Here is a 19,441-nt window from a genome sequence, read left to right as displayed (position 1 = left end):
CATTGACCTAGAGGCAATTAAGCACATCTGGTTGGTCGGCACCAACAGGCGGAGGGTTCAGCAAATGACGGCCGGACCCGCATCGCAACCTCAGGATATGATTTGACCATGCTGAGCGCCGAGGAACTCGAACGCTACGCCCGCCACATCGTGCTGCGCGAGGTCGGTGGCCCCGGCCAGGCCGCGTTGAAGGAAGCCGCCGTGCTGGTGATCGGCGCGGGCGGCCTGGGCGCGCCGGCGCTGATGTATCTGGCCGCGGCCGGCGTCGGTGCGCTCGGCGTGGTCGATGACGACATGGTGTCGCTGTCCAATCTGCAGCGACAGATCATCCATGCCACGCCGGACGTCGGCCGTCGCAAGGTCGATACCGCGGCGGATCGGATTTATGCGCTCAACCCCCATGTCCAGTTTGCCGCGCACGCCACGCGGCTCGATGCCGATAATGCGATGGAGCTGATCGGCAGCTACGATCTGGTGCTCGACGGATCCGACAATTTCGAAACCCGTTATCTGGTTTCGGATGCCTGTTTTCTCGCCGGCAAGCCGCTGATCACGGCGGCGCTCGGCATGTTCGACGGATCGCTGACCACGATCCGCGCGCATGAGCGAAACGCCGAGGGCGAGTTCAATCCGACCTACCGCTGCCTGTTTCCCGAACCGCCTCCGCCGGGCACGGTGCCGGCCTGCGCCGAGGCCGGCGTGATGGGCGCGCTCGCCGGCGTATTGGGATCGATGATGGCGCTGGAGGCGATTCGCGAAATCGTCGGCTTCGGCGAGGGCCTGGTCGGGCGGCTATTGATGGTCGACGCTCGCGCGATGCGGTTCGAGACCCTGCGTTACAAGCGCGATCCGTTAAACCCGTTGAACGGCGATGCGCTTGTCATCACCGATTTGAGCGCCCATCGCTGAGCGTCCCTACAGCATGCTGGGCAGCACGCGGTCCGGCGGCTTGTGGTTGTCGAGGAAGGCGCGGATGTTGATGATCACCTTCTCGCCCATCTCGACGCGGCCTTCGATGGTGGCCGAACCCATATGCGGCAGCAGCGTCACCTTGCCGGCCCTCGCCAGCCGCACCAGTTTCGGATTGACTGCGGGCTCGTGTTCGAAGACGTCGAGGCCGGCGCCGGCGATCTCCCCGGTTTCGATCAGCTTGGTCAGGGTTTCCTCGTCGATCACTTCGCCGCGCGCGGTGTTGACGATATAGGTGTCTTTCCGGATCAGCTTCAGCCGCCGCGCCGACAGCAAATGAAAAGTGGCCGGCGTGTGCGGACAATTCACCGAGATGATGTCCATCCGCGCCAGCATCTGGTCGAGGCTTTCCCAATAGGTCGCGCCCAGTTCGTCGGCGATGCGCGGCGCGACGGGACGGCGGTTGTGGTAGTGAATCTGCAGGCCGAAGGCCCGCGCCCGGCGCGCCACGGCCTGGCCGATCCGGCCCATGCCGATGATGCCGAGCCTTTTGCCGCCGATGCGGTGGCCGAGCATCCAGGTCGGCGACCAGCCCGGCCAGTGCTTGCCCTCGGTGAGGATGGAGGCGCCCTCGATCAGCCGGCGCGGCACCGCCAGGATCAGCGCCATAGTCATGTCGGCGGTGTCTTCGGTCAAAACCTTCGGCGTGTTGGTCACGATGATGCCGCGCGCATGCGCCGCGATGACGTCGATATTGTCGACGCCATTGCCGAAATTGGCGATCAGTTTCAACCTGCAGTCGGGCTGCTTGAGAAGCTCTTCGGTGATCACGTCGGTGACGGTGGGCACCAGGACGTCGGCAGAGCGGACCGCCTCCGCGATTTGTTCCGTTGTCAGCGGGGTGTCGTCGAGATTGAGTCGGGCGTCGAACAGTTCGCGCATGCGGGTCTCGATCGAGTCCGGCAACTTGCGCGTGACGACAACGAGGGGCTTTTTCTTCACCGACATGGCCTTCCCTCATGAGGTCGTTCAGACCTCATTAACCCGGTTGTTCGACACTGCTTTCACCGTGCGGTCCCGGCGTTTCCGTGGGTTCCCGATCTTGCCCCTGGATCTCGTCAGGGGACGTTCGGGCTCGTCTTGTTTTTTGGCGTTCCGTCCTCTCTAGCAGAAGGCCGGGCCAAGACAAGAACCCGCAAGACCTCCGGTCACGCGCCGAGGGGCAATCGGGACGGGGTACGGGGGACGTGTTGGTTGGTGGTCAACTCGAAGAATTGAGTTGGTATCTCGGCAGGAGACGAGTTGAATGGCGTTGCGGCGTTTTTGTTCTGTGATGGTGCTCGCAGGCGGTCTGCTGGGCGCGTCGATAAGCTCGGGATTTTCGGCAAAGGATATGGCGGTCACCAGCAGCGGGTTGCCGGTGCCGCGCTATGTCAGCCTCAAATCCGATCACGTGAACGTCAGGGCCGGTCCGACCAAGGACAATGACGTCGCCTGGGTTTACACCCGCTCGGGTCTGCCGGTTGAGATCACCGCCGAATTCGAGAACTGGCGCCGGGTACGCGATTCCGAGGGCGCCGAGGGCTGGGTCTATCACTCGCTGCTGTCGGGCCGCCGCACCGCTGTCGTGACCATGAAGACCAAGGACGAACTCGCGCCGCTCTATGATCGCGCCGATGAGACCAGCGCGGTGGCGGCCCGCCTGCAGGCCGGCGTCGTGGCCCAGGTCAAGAAGTGCGCGGCAGGCTGGTGCCACGTCGCCGGCAACGGCTTCGATGGCTGGATCGAACAGCAGCGGCTGTGGGGCGTCTACGCCGACGAGAAGGTGGACTGACTTCCCTCTCTCGAGCAGCGGCTGGAAATTTGCCTGCGTGCTCGTTCCGGGGCGCTCGGCAACGAGCGGAGCCGGAATCTCCAGATTCCGGGTCTGCGCTTCGCGCATCCCGGAATGACAGAAGATGAGGACGTTCGCGCGCGAGTATCCGCGCTCAAATCAACGCCTTCTTCAAGTCATCAATGCTAGTCGGGATGGCCCCCGGGCGTTCGCCGGGACGACGCGCCTCAGCGCTTCTTGCGCAGCCGCACGACCATGTCGACCCGGGCGATCTCGTAGCCTTCGGGCACTTCCGGCATCTCCTGCAGCACCAGATGCGGATCCGGGATATCGACCAGTTCGTGGTTGTTTTCGAGATAGAAGTGGTGATGCGTCGACACGTTGGTGTCGAAATACGTCTTGGTGCCGTCGACGCTGACCTGGCGCAGCAAGCCGGCATCGGTCAGCTGGTTGAGCGTGTTGTAAACGGTGGCGAGTGACACCGGGACCTTGGCCAGTGTGGCTTCCTCGTAAAGCATTTCCGCGGTGAGGTGGCGCGCGCCCTTGCCGAACAACAGCCAGCCCAACGCCATGCGCTGACGGGTCGGACGCAGGCCTGCAGCCTGCAGCATCTCGTTGACATCGTGCCAGGGACAGCCGGTCAGCGCCGGCTCGCGTCCCGCATGGCGGGCCGCCGGATTGACGGTGTCATCATTCAAAACCGAACCGTTGTCGCTCATTCCCACTTCAGCCACCGCACTCACCATCTCAGCACTATCATTGTGGAATATAAGAAAGAAATCTGTCAGATGCAAGTTTTTCGCAACTAGAACGGAGCCGTGGTTACAGAGAACCCGACCGGACGCGGCGATTTGCCCGGTCACGGTGCTTTGCCGCCTGCGGGGCCTATGATAGAGAGCGCGCGGACTTGGCTATGCGATTTCGGCAAGGGTGAGCGGCGGACTCTGCATCGCATCCTGATTTGCCGTATCAGCACCAATTTTTAAGACAAATGGCGTGCTTCCCACGCGAAACCGGTCCATTTCGCAAGAAACGCTGCACGGGACTTTGAGAGAGGCGGGACACAATGCTGGATCGGCGGGCCGGTTACGAATACGAGGATCTGCTGGCATGCGGTCGGGGCGAGCTGTTTGGTCCGGGCAACGCGCAGTTGCCGCTGCCGCCGATGTTAATGTTCGACCGCATCAGCGAAATTTCCCAGACCGGCGGCGAATATGGCAAGGGCTTTGTGCGCGCCGAACTCGATGTGAAGCCGGATCTCTGGTTCTTCGGCTGTCATTTCAAGGGCGATCCGGTGATGCCCGGTTGCCTCGGCCTCGACGCGCTCTGGCAGATGGTCGGCTTCTTTCTCGGCTGGAGCGGCGGCGAAGGACGCGGTCGGGCGCTGGGCCTTGGCGAATTGAAGCTTGCCGGTCAGGTGATGCCGAACGTCCGCAAGATTGTGTACAACGTCGACATCAAGCGCGTGATGCGCCTAAAGCTCTGGCTGGGCATCGCCGACGGCTGGCTTTCGGCCGATGACGAGATTATCTATCGCGCCAAGGATCTGAGGGTGGGGCTCTTAAAGCAGGGTGCCGCATTGCAGCCGGGAACGTAAATTACCTGCTCCGGCCGGCAAGGCGATGTTCGCCTGAGGACGGCCATCACACAAAACGCAACGACAGGGCGAGGCGATCATGAGGCGGGTTGTCATCACGGGGATGGGCATCGTCTCGTCCATCGGAAACAACACCCAGGAAGTACTTGCGAGTCTCCACGAGGCGAAGTCCGGGATCACCCGCGCGGACAAGTATGCCGAACTCGGTTTCCGCTCCCAGGTGCAGGGCGCGCCGACGCTTGATCCGGCCGGCGTCATCGATCGGCGCGCGATGCGGTTTCTCGGCGAAGGTGCTGCGTGGAATCACGTAGCGATGGAGCAGGCGATCCAGGACTCCGGTCTTGAGTCCACTGAAGTTTCCAACGTTCGCACCGGCATCATCATGGGCTCCGGCGGCCCGTCGGCCCGCACCATCGTGGAAGCCGCCGATATTACCCGCACCAAGGGACCGAAGCGGGTCGGACCGTTCGCGGTGCCGAAGGCGATGTCCTCGACCGCGTCGGCGACACTGGCGACCTGGTTCAAGATCAAGGGCGTGAACTATTCGATCTCGTCGGCCTGCGCCACGTCGAACCATTGCATCGGCAACGCCTACGAGACCATTCAGATCGGCAAGCAGGATATTATTTTCGCGGGCGGCTGCGAAGAACTCGACTGGTCGCTGTCGGTGCTGTTCGACGCGATGGGCGCGATGTCGTCGAAATACAACGATACGCCCGCGACCGCTTCCCGCCCCTACGACATCAGCCGCGACGGCTTTGTCATTGCCGGCGGCGCCGGCGTGGTGGTGCTCGAGGAACTCGAACACGCCAAGGCGCGCGGCGCCCGCATCTACGGCGAAATCGTCGGCTACGGCGCTACCTCCGACGGCTACGACATGGTAGCGCCCTCGGGCGAGGGCGCGGAGCGCTGCATGCGCATGGCGATGGCAACCGTGGATACCAGGATCGATTACATCAATCCGCACGCCACCTCGACACCGGCGGGCGATCCGCCGGAAATCGAGGCGATCCGCAAAGTGTTCGGGACCGGCGACAAGTGTCCGCCGATTTCCGCCACCAAGGCGCTCACCGGACATTCGCTCGGCGCCACCGGCGTGCAGGAAGCGATCTATTCGCTGTTGATGATGAACAACGGTTTCATCTGCGAAAGCGCCAATATCACCGAGCTCGATCCGGTCTTCGCCGACATGCCGATCGTGCGCAAGCGCATCGACAACGCAAGTTTGGGAACCGTGCTCTCGAATTCCTTCGGCTTCGGCGGCACCAACGCCACGCTGGTGTTCAGGCGGATGGATGCGTGAGATTTTGGACTGGCTAAATAACCCAAGTCGACGTCATGGCCGGGCACAGTGGTCTGCCTGACGCAGACTACGTACACTTGTCTGCGCTCCCGGCTATCCACGTCTTGATTCACACGCGGCTCGGAAGACGTGGATGCCCGGGACAAACCCGGGCACGACGAAAGAGAAAGCGCTGGGACGATGAACGACCTGATGAAGGGCAAGCGCGGGCTGATCATGGGCGTCGCCAATGATCACTCGATTGCCTGGGGCATTGCCAAGACGCTCGCGGCGCAGGGCGCCGAGCTCGCCTTCACCTATCAGGGCGAGGCGCTGGGCAAGCGCGTCAGGCCGCTGGCCGAATCGCTGGGGGTACCGCTGGTCCTGCCTTGCGATGTCGAGGACATCGGCAGTGTCGACGCGGTGTTCGAGGCGTTGCGCGACAAATGGGGACAGCTGGATTTTCTGGTTCACGCCATCGCGTTCTCCGACAAGAACGAGTTGAAGGGGCGCTATGCAGATACCTCGCGCGAAAATTTTTCGCGCACGATGCTGATCTCGTGTTTTTCGTTCACCGAACTTGCCAGACGCGCGGCCGAGCTGATGCCCGCATCCGGTGGGGCGATGATCACGCTGACCTTTGGTGGTTCGACCCGCGTGATGCCGAATTATAACGTGATGGGCGTCGCCAAGGCCGCGCTGGAAGCCTCCGTGCGCTATCTCGCCGCCGATTTCGGTTCGCGCGGCATCCGGGTGAACACGATTTCGGCCGGTCCGGTGCGTACGCTTGCCGGCTCGGGCATTGGCGAGGCACGCGCGATGTTTGCTTTCCAGCAGAAGCACTCGCCGCTCGGCCGTGGCGTGACGCTGGATGAACTCGGCGGCTCGGCCTTGTATTTGCTGTCCGATCTGTCGGGCGGCGTCACCGGCGAAATTCACTACGTCGATTCCGGCTACAACATCATCTCGATGCCGCGGCCGGAAGATTTGAAGGGCGGCGCGGAGTAGCGGCATTCGCCTCACGCTTCGGCGTGCCCCGGATGCTGCGCAGCGCGCTGCACTTGCGGCGCGGTGCGCTGCTGATCCGGGGCCCATTGAGTGCTCCACGCGTCTAGGTCCCGGCTCTGCGGAGCAGCGTGAAAGACGCTGCACCGCGTCCGGGACACGATTACCTTCGCTATCCCGCCGCGATCACGCTCGCCCGCTGGAAGGCCGGCCGCGCCGCGCAGCGATCGATATAGGCGTCGAACGACGGCCGCGACGGCACCATCTTGAACAGCCGCACCGCGAAATTCAACCCTGACCCGATCGCGATATCGGCGGCCGAAAATGATTCGCCGAGCAGCCAGGGCCCGCGCTTCAGCGCGGCGTCGAGCACATCGAACACCCGCTGCGCGTCGCCCCAGCCTGCGGCTATCGAATTCATCTCGATCTTGGTGGCAAGCTGCACCATGGCAGGCTCGACGCAGCCGGGTCCGAAAAACAGCCAGTAGAGATATTTGGCGCGGAGGGGATCGCCCAGCGGCGGCGCAAGTTTCGCCTCGGGATAGCGTTCGGCGACATAGGCGCAGATCGCGGCGGCTTCGGCCAGCGTCGCCTCGCCGTCTTTCAGCGCCGGCACCTTGCCCATCGGATTGATCGCAAGATATTCGGGCGTCTTTTGCGCGCCGGTGGAAATATCGGTCAGCACCCGCTCATAGGGCTGCCTGGTCTCTTCCATTAGCCACAGCGAGGAGAATGAGCGCGAACGGGGCGACCAGTAGAGTTTCATCATTGGGAGGTCCCTTCCTTCTTCCACCGATAATACTTCATGACAAATCCGGTCATCGGCTCGACCGCTTCCTTTTCGAAAAGGAATCCCTCGCGCTCATACCAGCGCCATGCCTTTTCATTTTCGCGGATGCAGCGCAGCTCGATTTCGTCGGGCAGATGTTCTCGCGTGAAGGCGAGCAGCGTTCTTCCAAGGCTCCGGCCCTGATATTCCGGCGCGACGAATAACTGATCGAGATAGCGGCGCGGCAGGTGCAGCGCCAGCATTGCCGCCAGCACGCCGTCATCGTCGGCGACGAACAGGCTCCAGCCCTTCTCGACCTCCAGAGGCACCCGCGCGCGCAACTTTGCCAGCAGGAAATTGCTGGGCGCTTCCAGCCCGGTCGAGCAGAAGCTGTTCATCCAGACCCGGGCAATCTCGTCATATTCGTCCGGGCGGGCAGGGCGGATTGTTGGCGGCATTGGCGGAGTTCTCGGAAGGGTGTCACCCTATATTCGTCATTCCGGGGCGCGCGTGCAACGCGCGAGCCCGGAATCCCCCGGAGACAATCTCGCGCCTCGCCTCGAGATCCCGGATCGGTCCGCGTCGCGGACCGTCCGGAATGACGGGTGAAAGAAAAAGCCCCCGCGATAATATCGCAGGGGCTTCTCCAAGTGCAATTTAGTGCGGAAAGCAGCGATCAGGCAAGATCGAAGCGATCAGCGTTCATCACCTTGGTCCACGCCTTGACGAAGTCTTTCGCAAACTTCTCCTTGGCGTCCGCGCTTCCATAGACTTCCGCGATGGCGCGGAGCTGGGAATGCGCCCCGAAGATCAGGTCGACGCGTGTGCCGGTCCACTTCACCGCCTTTGTCTTGCGGTCGCGGCCCTCGTACTCGCCGTCGGAGCCGACCGGCTGCCACTCCGTGCTCATGTCGAGGAGGTTGACGAAGAAGTCGTTGGTCAGCGTCTGCGGCTTCTTGGTGAAGACGCCGTGCTTCAAATTGCCGGCATTGGCGCCGAGCACGCGCAGGCCGCCGACGAGCACCGTCATTTCTGGAGCCGTCAGCGTCATCAGTTGCGCCCGATCCACCAGGGCTTCCTCCGGCATCATGAACTGCCGCTTGCCGCTGATATAGTTGCGGAAGCCGTCAGCGCGTGGTTCGAGCGGTGCGAAGGAGGCGGCGTCGGTCTGCTCCTGCGACGCGTCCATGCGGCCAGGCGTGAACGGGACCGTCACGGTCAGACCGGCGTCCTTCGCCGCCTTCTCGATGGCGGCGCTGCCGCCGAGAACGATCAGATCGGCGAGGGACACTTTCTTGCCAGACTCCTTCCGGATCGCTTCGAGGCTCGAGAGGACCTTCGCCAGCTCGGGCGGATTGTTCACGTGCCAATCCTTCTGCGGGCTCAGGCGGATGCGTGCACCGTTGGCGCCGCCGCGTTTGTCGGAGCCGCGGAACGTCGAGGCCGATGCCCAGGCGGTCGAGACCAGCTGTGAAACAGTCAGGCCGGATGCGAGGATTTTCGCCTTCAATGCCGCGATGTCCTGCTCCCCGATCAGCGGATGATCCACCGCGGGGATCGGGTCCTGCCAGATGAGCGTTTCCTTCGGCACGAGCTTGCCGCGATACCGCACGATCGGCCCCATGTCGCGGTGCGTGAGCTTGAACCAGGCGCGGGCAAAAGCGTCCGCGAACTGGTCCGGATGCTCGTAGAAGCGCCGCGAGATCTTCTCGTAGGCCGGGTCGAAGCGCAGCGCGAGGTCCGTGGTCAGCATGGTCGGGACATGCTTCTTCGACTTGTCATATGCGTCGGGGATCGTGGCCTCGGCGCCTTTCGCCTTCCACTGCTTGGCGCCGGCCGGGCTCTTCGTCAGCTCCCATTCGTACTTGAACAGGTTCTCGAAGAAGTAGTTGCTCCATTGCGTCGGGGTCTGCGACCATGTCACTTCCGGGCCGCCGGTGATGGCGTCGGCGCCGAAGCCGGTGCCATGCTTGCTCTTCCAGCCGAGGCCCTGATCCTCGATGGCCGCGCCTTCCGGCTCGGCGCCGATCAGCGATGGATCGCCGGCACCGTGGGTCTTGCCGAAAGTATGACCGCCGGCGATCAGCGCCACGGTCTCTTCGTCGTTCATCGCCATGCGGAAGAACGTTTCGCGGATGTCCTTCGCTGCACCGATCGGATCCGGATTGCCGTTCGGGCCTTCTGGATTGACGTAGATCAGGCCCATCTGCACCGCGCCGAGCGGTTCGGCCAGCTGGCGTTCGCCGCTGTAGCGTTCGTCGCCCAGCCACGTGCCCTCGGGACCCCAATAGAGCTCTTCAGGCTCCCACACATCGGCGCGGCCGCCGGCAAAGCCGAACGTCTTGAAGCCCATCGATTCGAGGGCGACGTTGCCGGTGAGAACCATCAGGTCAGCCCAGGAAATCTTGCGGCCATACTTCTGCTTGATAGGCCACAGCAGGCGGCGCGCCTTGTCGAGGTTCGCGTTGTCCGGCCAGCTGTTGAGCGGCGCGAAGCGCTGCTGACCGGCGCCGGCGCCGCCGCGACCGTCGGTGATGCGGTACGTACCGGCGCTATGCCACGCCATGCGGATGAACAGTCCGCCATAGTGCCCGAAGTCAGCGGGCCACCACGCCTGCGAGTCCTTCATCAAGGCGTGCAGGTCCTTGACCACGGCGTCGAGGTCGAGGCTTTCGAATTCCTTGGCATAGTCGAACGCTTCGCCCATCGGATCGGCGGCGGGCGCGTTGGTGTGGAGCACGCCGATATCGAGGTGCTCTGGCCACCAGTCGCGGTTCCTGTGTCCGCGGGTGCCGCCGGTGAACGGGCACTTGCCCGCGCTGTCGTCAGTCTTTGCGTCCATGGTTCTCTCCAATGTGTTCTGTAATTTTCTTGTTCGGGTGGTTCGGTATGGGAGCGAAATCCGGTTCGCGTCCGAGACGTCAGCGTTTCCAAAAAGCTTTGTGTTTCCAGGGGGCTGACGAATTGCGAGGCAAAACCGGGCGTCCCTTTTGCCGAATTCGCGGTGAGGGCAGTTTGGAAGAAATCTAACATCAGGTCCAGTCGAATTGTCTTGAGCTCCCGATCAGTTTATCTGATCGGGATGATTACGCTCCGACAGCTTCGTTATCTATCGGCGCTCGCCAAGCACGGCCATTTCGGCCGCGCGGCCGAGGCCTGCGCCGTGACCCAGCCCGCATTGTCGATGCAGATTCGCGATCTCGAGCGCACGCTCGGCGTCGCGGTGGTGGAGCGGCGGCCGGGCGACGCGATGCTGACCGATGTCGGGCGCGAGATCGCGCGGCGCGGCGAGGATGTGCTGTCGGCGTCGCGCGATCTGGTCGATTTCGCCCGCCATCGCAGCGGCCTGCTGACGGGGCGGCTGATGCTGGGGGTGATTCCCTCGCTGGCGCCCTATCTGCTGCCGCGGATTCTCCCCGCCCTGCAAACCCGGTTTCCGGAATTGCGGCTCGATCTGCGGGAAACCCAGACCAGACAACTGGTCGAGGAGATCAAGAACGGCGCGCTCGACGCCGCGATGCTGGCGTTGCCGCTCGGCGAGCCCGACATCGACACCATCGCCTTGTTCGAGGACCTGTTTCTGCTCGCGGTGCCGTCCAGCGATCCGCGCCGCGAGACGACGCGGATTGCCGCCGGCGATATCGATCAAAGCCGCCTGATCCTGCTCGAAGACGGACACTGCCTGCGCGACCAGGCGCTGGCGTTTTGCGCCACCGCCGCGCGCGGCCGTACCGCGAGCGCCGGTGGCACGGCGTTCGGCGCCAGCAGCCTGACCACCGTGATCCAGATGGTTGCCAACGGCTATGGCGTGACGCTGATTCCGCAGATCGCCGCCGACGTCGAGCGACGCGATGACCGGGTGAAATTCCTGCGCCTGGAGAATCCGCAGCCCGGCCGCAGCATCGGGCTTGCGTTCCGCCGCACCTCGCCGCGCAAGGCGGATTTTGCCGCGCTGGGGGAGGTGGTGAAAGAGATGATGGGTGTGTCGCCGGTGAACACGGCAAACAGGAAGCGGGGGTGATGGCTTGTTGCCAGCACGGCGATGATCCTCGCGATCCCGGGCGACGCTTTCTTCGCCCTCTCCCGCTTGCGGGAGAGGGCGGGGTGGGGGGCTCGCGGCATACGCAAATGCTGAGGGGACACAGCGGATGAGAGAGCCCCCTCCCTTAACCCTCCCCCGCAAGCGGGAGAGGGAACAAACCGTCACTCGCCGAACGACATGAGTCGAACGCTGCCAAGATTCACCGAAACAAAAAGGGCGGCTCAAAAGCCGCCCTTTCGCTATTCGCTATTCGCCACTCGCCGAATCACTCGCCGGCGGCTTCGCGCGGGGCTTCGGTCTTCTGCTTGGCCTCGAGGTCCTCGCCGGTCACCTGATCGACCGCCTTCATCGACAAACGTGTCTTGCCGCGATCGTCGAAGCCGAGCAGCTTGACCTTGACCTTGTCGCCTTCCTTGACGACGTCGGAGGTCTTCTGCACGCGAGCCGACGCGAGCTGGCTGATGTGGACGAGGCCGTCCTTGGCGCCGAAGAAGTTCACGAACGCGCCGAACTCCATCACCTTGACCACGGTGCCGTCATAGATCTGGCCGAGCTCCGGATCGGAGGCGATCGACTTGATCCACTTGATCGCCGCCTTGATCGATTCGCCGTCGGCGGAGGCGACCTTCACGGTGCCGTCGTCGTCGATGTTGACCTTGGCGCCGGTCTTCTCGACGATTTCGCGGATCACCTTGCCGCCGGTGCCGATCACTTCACGGATCTTGTCGGTCGCGATCTTGAAGGTCTCGATGCGCGGCGCGTATTCGCCGAGTTCGGCGCGTGCCGCGGTCAGGGCCTTCGACATTTCGCCGAGGATGTGGATGCGCCCTTCCTTGGCCTGGCCGAGCGCGACCTTCATGATCTCCTCGGTGATGCCGGCGATCTTGATGTCCATCTGCAGCGAGGTGATGCCGTGATCGGTGCCGGCGACCTTGAAGTCCATGTCGCCGAGATGATCCTCGTCGCCGAGAATGTCGGACAGCACCGCGAAGCGCGAACCTTCCAGGATCAGGCCCATGGCGATGCCCGCCGTCGGCCGCTTTAAGGGAACGCCAGCATCCATCAGCGCCAGCGAGGCGCCGCAGACCGACGCCATCGACGACGATCCGTTCGATTCGGTGATCTCGGAAACCACGCGCACCGTGTAGGGGAATTCGTGATGCGGCGGCAGCACCGGGTGGATCGCGCGCCAGGCCAGTTTGCCGTGGCCGATTTCACGCCGCTTGGTGCCGCCCATGCGTCCGGTTTCACCGACCGAGTAGGGAGGGAAGTTGTAGTGCAGCAGGAACTGCTCCTTGTAGGTGCCCGACAAGGAGTCGATGTACTGCTCGTCCTCGCCGGTACCGAGCGTGGTCACCACCATCGCCTGGGTTTCGCCGCGGGTGAACAGCGCCGAGCCGTGGGCGCGGGGCAACACGCCGACCTCGGCGATGATGTTGCGGACGGTCTTCGAATCGCGGCCGTCGATGCGCTTGCCGGTATCGAGAATGTTCCAGCGAACGATCTTGGCTTCCAGCTCCTTGAACACGCCGGCAATACGCAGCTTGTCGTATTTCGGTTCCTGGCCTTCCGGGAAGTAGTGCGCCATCACCTTTTCCTTGGCCTTGCCGACCGCGGCGTAGCGGTCCTGCTTGACTGGAATGGCGTAAGCTGCGCGCAGGTCGGCTTCGATCAGCCCGAGGATTTCCTTCTCGAGCACGCTCTCGTCGACGATCTTGACGTCGCGCGGCTCCTTGGCGGCCTTCTCGGCCAGTTCGATGATCGCGTTGACCACCGGCTGGAAATGCCGGTGACCGAACATCACGGCACCGAGCATGATGTCTTCATTGAGTTCCTTGGCTTCCGATTCCACCATCAGCACGGCGTCGGCGGTGCCGGCAACGACCAGGTCGAGCTGGGTTTCGACCATTTCGTCGAGCGTCGGGTTGAGCACATATTCGTCGTTGATGAAGCCGACGCGGGCGGCACCGATAGGCCCCTTGAAGGGCGCGCCGGAAATCGTCAGCGCCGCGGACGCGGCCACCAGCGCCAGAATGTCGGGATCGTTCTCCATGTCGTGCGACAGCACGGTAACGATGACCTGGGTCTCGTTGCGCCAGCCGTCGACGAACAAGGGGCGGATCGGACGATCGATCAAACGGGAAACCAGCGTCTCCTTCTCGGTGGGCCGGCCTTCGCGCTTGAAGTAGCCGCCGGGAATGCGGCCCGCGGCGTAGGTCTTTTCGATGTAGTCGACGGTCAGCGGCAGGAAGTCGACGCCTTCGCGCGCCGCCTTGGCGGCGACGACGGTGGCGAGCACGACGGTCTCGCCGTAAGTGGCGAGCACGGCGCCGTCGGCCTGACGGGCGATTTTTCCGGTTTCAAGCCTGAGGGGACGGCCACCCCAGTCGATCTCGACTGAATGAATATTGAACATTACGGTTTCTTTCATGGGTTCACGAAAGCTGGGGCGCCTAAAACACAAAAACCATGCGCAAGATTGCCGGACGCTGATCGCGAGAATGTCGCGGATGCAGCGGCCAGCGATCCTGCCATGGTCCTTATGTTTCGAATGGCGTCCATCCTTCCGATGGTACGGGCATCTTGCCCGTTACGCCCAGTCGCCGGATTGCGGCTGGACACGCCGCGCGGACGTTTTCAAAGTCCACGCGCAAAAACACGCGCAAGATGCGCGTGCGAGTTGTACTCAACGACGAATATTATGCTTTTCGAGCAGCGCCTTGTAGCGCGCCTCGTCCTTCCTCTTGATGTAATCAAGGAGAGAACGGCGTGTGGCGACCATTTTCAAAAGCCCGCGACGCGAATGATTGTCCTTCACGTGGGATTTGAAATGCCCGGTGAGGTTGTTGATGCGTTCCGACAGGATCGCGACCTGAACCTCGGGCGAGCCGGTGTCGCCGGCCTTGTTGGCATTCGTCTTGATGACTTCCGCTTTACGTTCGGCGGTAATCGACATCGTCAAACACTTTCGTTGCGACCGGAACTGGCAGTCAGTCCGGTCAGGTTGAACACGCGCTTGGGGATGAGTTCGCCATTGCCAATTTCGGCGAGGGCCAGAAGCCGGCCTGCCACCGTGACATAGACTGTGCCGCTACAATTGGGCGCATCCCGTCCGCGCAACAAAACGGCCTGACCCCGATGGAGCCTTGCCGCATCAGCCCGTGTGACGGCCAGTGCCGGGATGTCGTCCAGCGCGGTCTCAACGGGCAAAAGCGCGTCGGCGAGGCTGCCCTCGCCAGACGCGGCTCTATCGCACAAAGCCTCCAACTGTTCCAGCGGAATCATGTCCGATTCGCCGAATGGGCCGACCAGGGTCCGCCGCAGCGCGCAGATATGGCCGTAGCAGCCGAGAATCCGGCCGATATCACGGGCCAGGGCCCGGACATAGGTTCCCTTGCCGCACTCGGCCTCGAACACCGAATGGCTGTCATCTGGTTGTTCTACAAGGGTTAAATGGTGAATCTCGACCGGCCTTGGCTTCAGGTCGACGGTCTCGCCGTCGCGCGCCAGATCATAGGCGCGCTCGCCCTGGATCTTGATGGCGGAGTATTGCGGCGGGGTCTGCTCGATCATGCCGGTAAACTGCGGCAGCAGGTCCCGGATCGAATCGGCCGACGGTCTGAGTTCGCTGGTCTTGACGACCCGGCCTTCGGTATCGTCGGTATCGCGTTCCTCGCCCCAGCACACCGTGAAGCGATAGCGCTTGCGGCCGTCCATCACGAAGGGGACGGTTTTCGTGGCCTCGCCGAGCGCGATCGGCAAGCCTCCGGAGGCGAGCGGATCGAGCGTGCCTGCATGGCCGGCGCGCTTGGCCTGGAACAGCCGCTTCACCACCGCGACGGCGTGCGTCGAGGTCATGCCGATCGGCTTGTCGAGCACGACCCAGCCGTGGACGTCGCGCTTGTCGCGGCGCGGCTGGTTGTTCGGACGCGGTTGCTTGCCGCCGCGCTGACCCTGATCGCGCGGGTCATTGTTCGGGCGGCCGCCACGTGCTTCCGAAAAATTATTTTTTTCAGCGCCGTCCGAATCACCGATTCGCGGCTCGATCAGGCTGTTTGTGGAGGTCACGGTCATCAACTCACTCTTCCGAATCCTGCGAATCCGGCGCGAGGTCTCTTTGCACCGCGGGTGTTCGCAATAATTTCTCTATTCGTTCCGCTTCGTCGAATCGCTCGTCGACCCGGAAGCGAACATCAGGCGCAAATTTTAGGTTAACGCGCCGCGCCACCTCGCCGCGCAGGAATTTCTTGTTGCGCTCCAGCGCCGCCAGCACGACGTCAGTGTCGCGCCCGCCGAGCGGCATCACGTAAACCGTCGCAAGCTTCAGGTCCGGCGACATCCGAACCTCGGGCACGGTGACGATATGACCCTCGAGTTCCGGGTCATGCACGCTGCCCTGCGAAAGAATGTCGGCCACCGCATGGCGGATAATCTCGCCGACGCGCAACTGGCGCTGCGAGCCGCCGGGGCCGGAGTCCTTTTTGTGGTGGCGGGGCATTGTGGTCTCTCAACGGCGTCATGCCCGCGCCTGTCGCGGGCATCCACGTCTTTCTTATTGAATCAGGCAAGGCGTGGATGGCCGGAACACGTCCGGCCATGACGCCTCTTTTTCAGTTGTCAGACCAGCGCGCTTGAAGACTTGGACTTACAGCGAGCGCTGGATCGTTTCCACGCGATAACATTCGATGACGTCGCCGGCACGCATGTCGCCGTAATTCTCGAACGCCATGCCGCATTCCTGGCCGGACGCCACTTCCTTCACTTCATCTTTGAAGCGCTTCAAGGTCGACAGCTTGCCTTCGTGCACCACCACGTTGTCGCGAATCAGGCGGACATTGGCGCCGCGTTCCACCGTGCCGTCGGTCACTCGACAGCCTGCGACCTTGCCGACCTTGGAAATGTTGAACACTTCCAGAATCAGGGCATTGCCCAGCATGGTCTCGCGCAGCGTGGGTGCCAACAGGCCCGACATCGCCTTCTTCACGTCATCCACGAGGTCGTAGATGATGTTGTAATAGCGGATTTCGATGCCGTTGCGCTTGGCGGCGGCGGCGGCTTCCTTGTGGGCGCGGACGTTGAAGCCGATGATGGCTGCGTTGAAACCCTCCGCCAGCGTCACGTCGGATTCCGAGATGCCGCCGACGCCCGCATGCAGGATCCGCGCGGCGACCTCGTCTGTGCCGAGCTTTTCCAGCGAGCCGAGGATCGCTTCCAGCGAGCCCTGCACGTCGGCCTTGATGATCAGCGGGAAATCCTTGCGGCCCGAAGTCTTGAGCTGCGACATCATCTGCTCGAGCGAACCGCGCATGCCGGAAATGCTGGCGGCGGCGTTTTCGCGCTTCTGATGGGCGCGATAGCTGGTCACCTCGCGGGCGCGGGCTTCGTTTTCCACCACTGCGAGACGGTCGCCGGCTTCCGGCGGCCCGTTGAAGCCGAGCACTTCCACGGGAACCGACGGTCCGGCGTCGTCGATGGTCACGCCCTGATCGTTGATCAGCGCGCGAACGCGGCCCATCTCGGCGCCGGCGACGATGATGTCACCGACCCTCAGCGTGCCGCGTTGAACCAGCACGGTTGCCACCGGACCGCGGCCGCGATCGAGCTTGGCTTCGATCACGGTGCCTTCGGCGGGACGCGAGACGTTGGTCTTGAGGTCGAGCAGTTCGGCCTGCAGCGCAATCATTTCCAGCAGCTTGTCGAGATTGGTCTTGTTCTTGGCGGAGACCTCCACGTCGACCACGTCGCCGCCCATCGACTCGACCTGCACTTCGTATTGCAGCAGTTCGGTGCGCACGCGCTCCGGCCTGGCGTCGGGCTTGTCGATCTTGTTGATGGCGACGATCATCGGAACCTTCGCCGCCTTGGCATGATTGATCGCTTCGACGGTCTGCGGCATGACGCCGTCGTCAGCAGCGACCACCAGAACCACGATATCGGTCACCTTGGCGCCGCGTGCGCGCATCGCGGTAAACGCGGCGTGGCCGGGGGTGTCGATGAAGGTGATCTTCTTGCCACTCTCCGGCGAGGTCACCTGATAGGCGCCGATGTGCTGGGTGATGCCGCCGGCCTCGCCGGACACCACGTTGGCATGGCGAAGCGCGTCGAGCAGCGAGGTCTTGCCGTGGTCGACGTGGCCCATCACGGTCACCACAGGCGAACGCGGTTCGGTGTCGGAGGAATCGTCGACGATATCGAACAGACCCTCCTCGACGTCGGATGCGGCCACGCGCTTGACGGTGTGGCCGAGTTCCTCGGCGATCAACTGCGCGGTGTCGGCATCGATCACATCGGTGATCTTGTGCATCGCGCCTTGCTTCATCAAAAGCCGGATCACGTCGACGGCGCGCTCGGCCATGCGGTTGGCGAGTTCCTGGATATTGATGGCTTCCGGGATGATCACCTCGCGAACCAGCTTTTCCTTCGGCTCGTTCGACGCATGTCCCTTGAGGCGCTGGGTGCGGCGGCGGAACGAGGCGATCGAGCGTTCGCGCACGTCATCGGCATTGAGCGCGGTGACCAGCGTCAGGCGTCCGCGCTGCTTCTGCGGCGCCGGCTTGGCGGTGGTCTTCGGGGGCGTGACCGGGCGGGCAACGCCGCCGGGACCGCGGCGGACCTGACGCGGACCTTCATCCTCGTCGCTGATGTCGGCGGCGACTCCGGGCGCGCGTGCGGCAGGCACCGGGGCGGCGCGCGCCGTGGCCGCAGCAGCCTTGGCTTCGGCTTCGCCAAAACGCTTCTTGGCTTCGAGTTCGGCCTTGCGTTTGGCTTCCTCGTCCTGGCGATGACGTTCTTCTTCGGCCTTGCGGCGGGCCTCGGCGGCTTCGCGCTCGGCCTGCTCGATGCCTTCCTTGCTGTTGCGGCGTTTGGCTTCTTCTTCCGCCAGACGCCGTTCCTCGATGTCGCGGACTTTCGCGTCGGCGAGTGCGCTGGCGCGGGCGGAACGCTCATCCTCGGTCAGCGTGCGCAGTACCACGCCCGAATTGCTGCGCGGCGGAGCCGCGGGACGGGCGAGCGGGGCCTTGACCGGCGCCGCCTTGGCAACAGTCGGCTCCGGCGCATGGCTTTCGGTTGCAGGCGCGTCGCCGCCGACGCGGCGTTTGCCGCGCTTTTCGACCACCACCTGCTTGGTCCGGCCATGGCTGAAGCTCTGGCGCACGGTGCCCGTCTCGACGCGCGGCTTGAGCGTCAAGGTCTTGGTCGGGACACTGAGTGTCTTGTCGCCAGGAGTTTTCGTATCGACCATTCAGCAGTCCTAATCTTGTTGCGTCGTGCGTGTCCGCACAGTCTGTATCGGCGAATTCTTGGCCGCATTGCCGGCTGTCTTGTCGTCGTCCGCCATCCGGTATTGGACCAGGGTCTGGCTGCGCGACAGAAACGTCTTGCTCGCCGGGCCCGCGAGCAGCGCAGCATGTATCACATTTGACCGGCCCAGTGCCAAATCCAATTGTTCCGAAGTCAGCGCCGAGACCACCGGAAATGGCTTCGATTCATCGTTAATCCCGGACTTTTGCCGCACTACGGCGTCCAATTTCCGGATTCCGTCCGCCGCGCCGTCCGAGGCATGGATCAGGGCCCGAACCTGGACCTGGGCCTGCCGCTGCGCGAGGGCATCCTCGACCTTGCCGAAGCCGGACACGACCTGGCCAGCCTTGGCGGCCATCGCGAGCGCCTCGATCGCGCCGCGCACCAGCAGGCTTTCCGTATCGGCGGCAAGGGTCGGAGCGACGCGGACGTCGCGCTTGAAGCCCTTACCGAACTGGTTACGCCGGACGGCTTCTGCAACCGCCCGACGCGAGGCTGAAACCCACAGCCCCCGGCCCGGGAGCTTGCGCTTCAGATCCGGGATCACCTCGCCCGAGGGCGCTACCACAAACCGGATCAGCTCGTCGATCGGCCGCACCTCACGCGTGACCGCGCACATCCGCATCGTCGCGGACCTGTCGGTCCGCGGTCCGTTGTCGAGATCGGGGTCAGCGAAAGCAAGCATGCCTGGGACATGGCTC

The 19,441-nt window shown here is 63.4% G+C and carries 17 protein-coding genes; 6 read left to right on the top strand and 11 right to left on the bottom strand.

Annotated elements, in window-relative coordinates:
• Nucleotides 1-108 precede the first annotated feature (108 nt).
• Nucleotides 109-909, top strand: a complete 801-nt coding sequence (locus B5527_RS40455; protein WP_079606479.1) for a HesA/MoeB/ThiF family protein — start codon at nt 109-111, stop codon at nt 907-909.
• Between the two features lie 6 nt (nt 910-915).
• Here the strand turns inward: B5527_RS40455 and B5527_RS40450 are convergent, their stop codons facing one another.
• A complete protein-coding gene (locus B5527_RS40450; RefSeq protein WP_079606478.1) occupies nt 916-1,917 on the bottom strand; it encodes a 2-hydroxyacid dehydrogenase in 1,002 nt (333 codons plus the stop codon).
• Nucleotides 1,918-2,215: 298 nt separating this feature from the next.
• Here B5527_RS40450 and B5527_RS40445 point away from each other — a divergent pair, with 298 nt between their 5' ends.
• Nucleotides 2,216-2,743, top strand: coding sequence for an SH3 domain-containing protein (locus tag B5527_RS40445; protein ID WP_079606477.1), 528 nt, complete (start codon nt 2,216-2,218; stop codon nt 2,741-2,743).
• A gap of 227 nt (nt 2,744-2,970) precedes the next feature.
• Here B5527_RS40445 and irrA read toward each other — a convergent pair whose 3' ends face one another.
• Nucleotides 2,971-3,462, bottom strand: a complete 492-nt coding sequence (gene irrA, locus B5527_RS40440) for an iron response transcriptional regulator IrrA (protein ID WP_079607876.1) — start codon at nt 3,460-3,462, stop codon at nt 2,971-2,973.
• A 347-nt stretch (nt 3,463-3,809) separates the two neighbouring features.
• On the opposite strand from irrA, the gene fabA reads away from it, so the two are divergent.
• The 3 genes from fabA to fabI all read left to right on the top strand — a co-directional run bounded on the left by fabA (nt 3,810) and on the right by fabI (nt 6,630).
• Nucleotides 3,810-4,340, top strand: coding sequence for a 3-hydroxyacyl-[acyl-carrier-protein] dehydratase FabA (fabA, locus tag B5527_RS40435; RefSeq protein ID WP_079606476.1), 531 nt, complete (start codon nt 3,810-3,812; stop codon nt 4,338-4,340).
• A gap of 79 nt (nt 4,341-4,419) precedes the next feature.
• A complete protein-coding gene (fabB, locus tag B5527_RS40430) occupies nt 4,420-5,643 on the top strand; it encodes a beta-ketoacyl-ACP synthase I (protein ID WP_079606475.1) in 1,224 nt (407 codons plus the stop codon).
• A 180-nt stretch (nt 5,644-5,823) separates the two neighbouring features.
• The gene (fabI, locus tag B5527_RS40425; protein ID WP_079606474.1) at nt 5,824-6,630 is read left to right on the top strand and encodes an enoyl-ACP reductase FabI; all 807 of its coding nucleotides are present in this window, start codon (nt 5,824-5,826) and stop codon (nt 6,628-6,630) included.
• A gap of 169 nt (nt 6,631-6,799) precedes the next feature.
• On the opposite strand, the gene B5527_RS40420 is transcribed toward fabI, so the two are convergent.
• The 3 genes from B5527_RS40420 to katG form a co-directional block, all read right to left on the bottom strand.
• Entirely contained in the window at nt 6,800-7,396 is a 597-nt protein-coding gene (locus B5527_RS40420) for a glutathione S-transferase family protein (RefSeq protein WP_079606473.1), read from the bottom strand.
• Nucleotides 7,393-7,854, bottom strand: a complete 462-nt coding sequence (locus tag B5527_RS40415; protein WP_079606472.1) for a GNAT family N-acetyltransferase — start codon at nt 7,852-7,854, stop codon at nt 7,393-7,395. Before B5527_RS40415 ends, B5527_RS40420 begins: the two co-directional genes overlap by 4 nt.
• 218 nt (nt 7,855-8,072) lie before the next feature.
• Nucleotides 8,073-10,238, bottom strand: coding sequence for a catalase/peroxidase HPI (gene katG, locus B5527_RS40410; RefSeq protein WP_079606471.1), 2,166 nt, complete (start codon nt 10,236-10,238; stop codon nt 8,073-8,075).
• A 240-nt stretch (nt 10,239-10,478) separates the two neighbouring features.
• Here katG and B5527_RS40405 point away from each other — a divergent pair, with 240 nt between their 5' ends.
• Nucleotides 10,479-11,417, top strand: coding sequence for a LysR substrate-binding domain-containing protein (locus B5527_RS40405; protein ID WP_079606470.1), 939 nt, complete (start codon nt 10,479-10,481; stop codon nt 11,415-11,417).
• A 286-nt stretch (nt 11,418-11,703) separates the two neighbouring features.
• Here B5527_RS40405 and pnp read toward each other — a convergent pair whose 3' ends face one another.
• From pnp to B5527_RS40375, 6 genes are all read right to left on the bottom strand, one after another.
• Complete coding sequence (gene pnp / locus B5527_RS40400) at nt 11,704-13,854, bottom strand: polyribonucleotide nucleotidyltransferase (protein ID WP_079607875.1); 2,151 nt, start codon at nt 13,852-13,854, stop codon at nt 11,704-11,706.
• 270 nt (nt 13,855-14,124) lie between these two features.
• On the bottom strand, nt 14,125-14,394 hold the full coding sequence (gene rpsO, locus B5527_RS40395; protein WP_074272228.1) for a 30S ribosomal protein S15: 270 nt from the start codon (nt 14,392-14,394) through the stop codon (nt 14,125-14,127).
• Nucleotides 14,395-14,396: 2 nt separating this feature from the next.
• Nucleotides 14,397-15,512, bottom strand: coding sequence for a tRNA pseudouridine(55) synthase TruB (gene truB, locus B5527_RS40390; RefSeq protein ID WP_079607874.1), 1,116 nt, complete (start codon nt 15,510-15,512; stop codon nt 14,397-14,399).
• A gap of 4 nt (nt 15,513-15,516) precedes the next feature.
• The gene (rbfA, locus tag B5527_RS40385; RefSeq protein WP_079606469.1) at nt 15,517-15,936 is read right to left on the bottom strand and encodes a 30S ribosome-binding factor RbfA; all 420 of its coding nucleotides are present in this window, start codon (nt 15,934-15,936) and stop codon (nt 15,517-15,519) included.
• Between the two features lie 147 nt (nt 15,937-16,083).
• A complete protein-coding gene (infB, locus tag B5527_RS40380; RefSeq protein WP_079606468.1) occupies nt 16,084-18,681 on the bottom strand; it encodes a translation initiation factor IF-2 in 2,598 nt (865 codons plus the stop codon).
• Nucleotides 18,682-18,690: 9 nt separating this feature from the next.
• A complete protein-coding gene (locus tag B5527_RS40375; RefSeq protein ID WP_079606467.1) occupies nt 18,691-19,425 on the bottom strand; it encodes an RNA-binding protein in 735 nt (244 codons plus the stop codon).
• Nucleotides 19,426-19,441: the final 16 nt, after the last annotated feature.

Source organism: Bradyrhizobium erythrophlei (assembly GCF_900129425.1).
Classification (GTDB): Bacteria; Pseudomonadota; Alphaproteobacteria; order Rhizobiales; family Xanthobacteraceae; genus Bradyrhizobium; species Bradyrhizobium erythrophlei_C.
The sequence above is the reverse complement of the archived record's forward strand: the minus strand, read 5'-3'. Positions and strand labels throughout refer to the sequence as shown.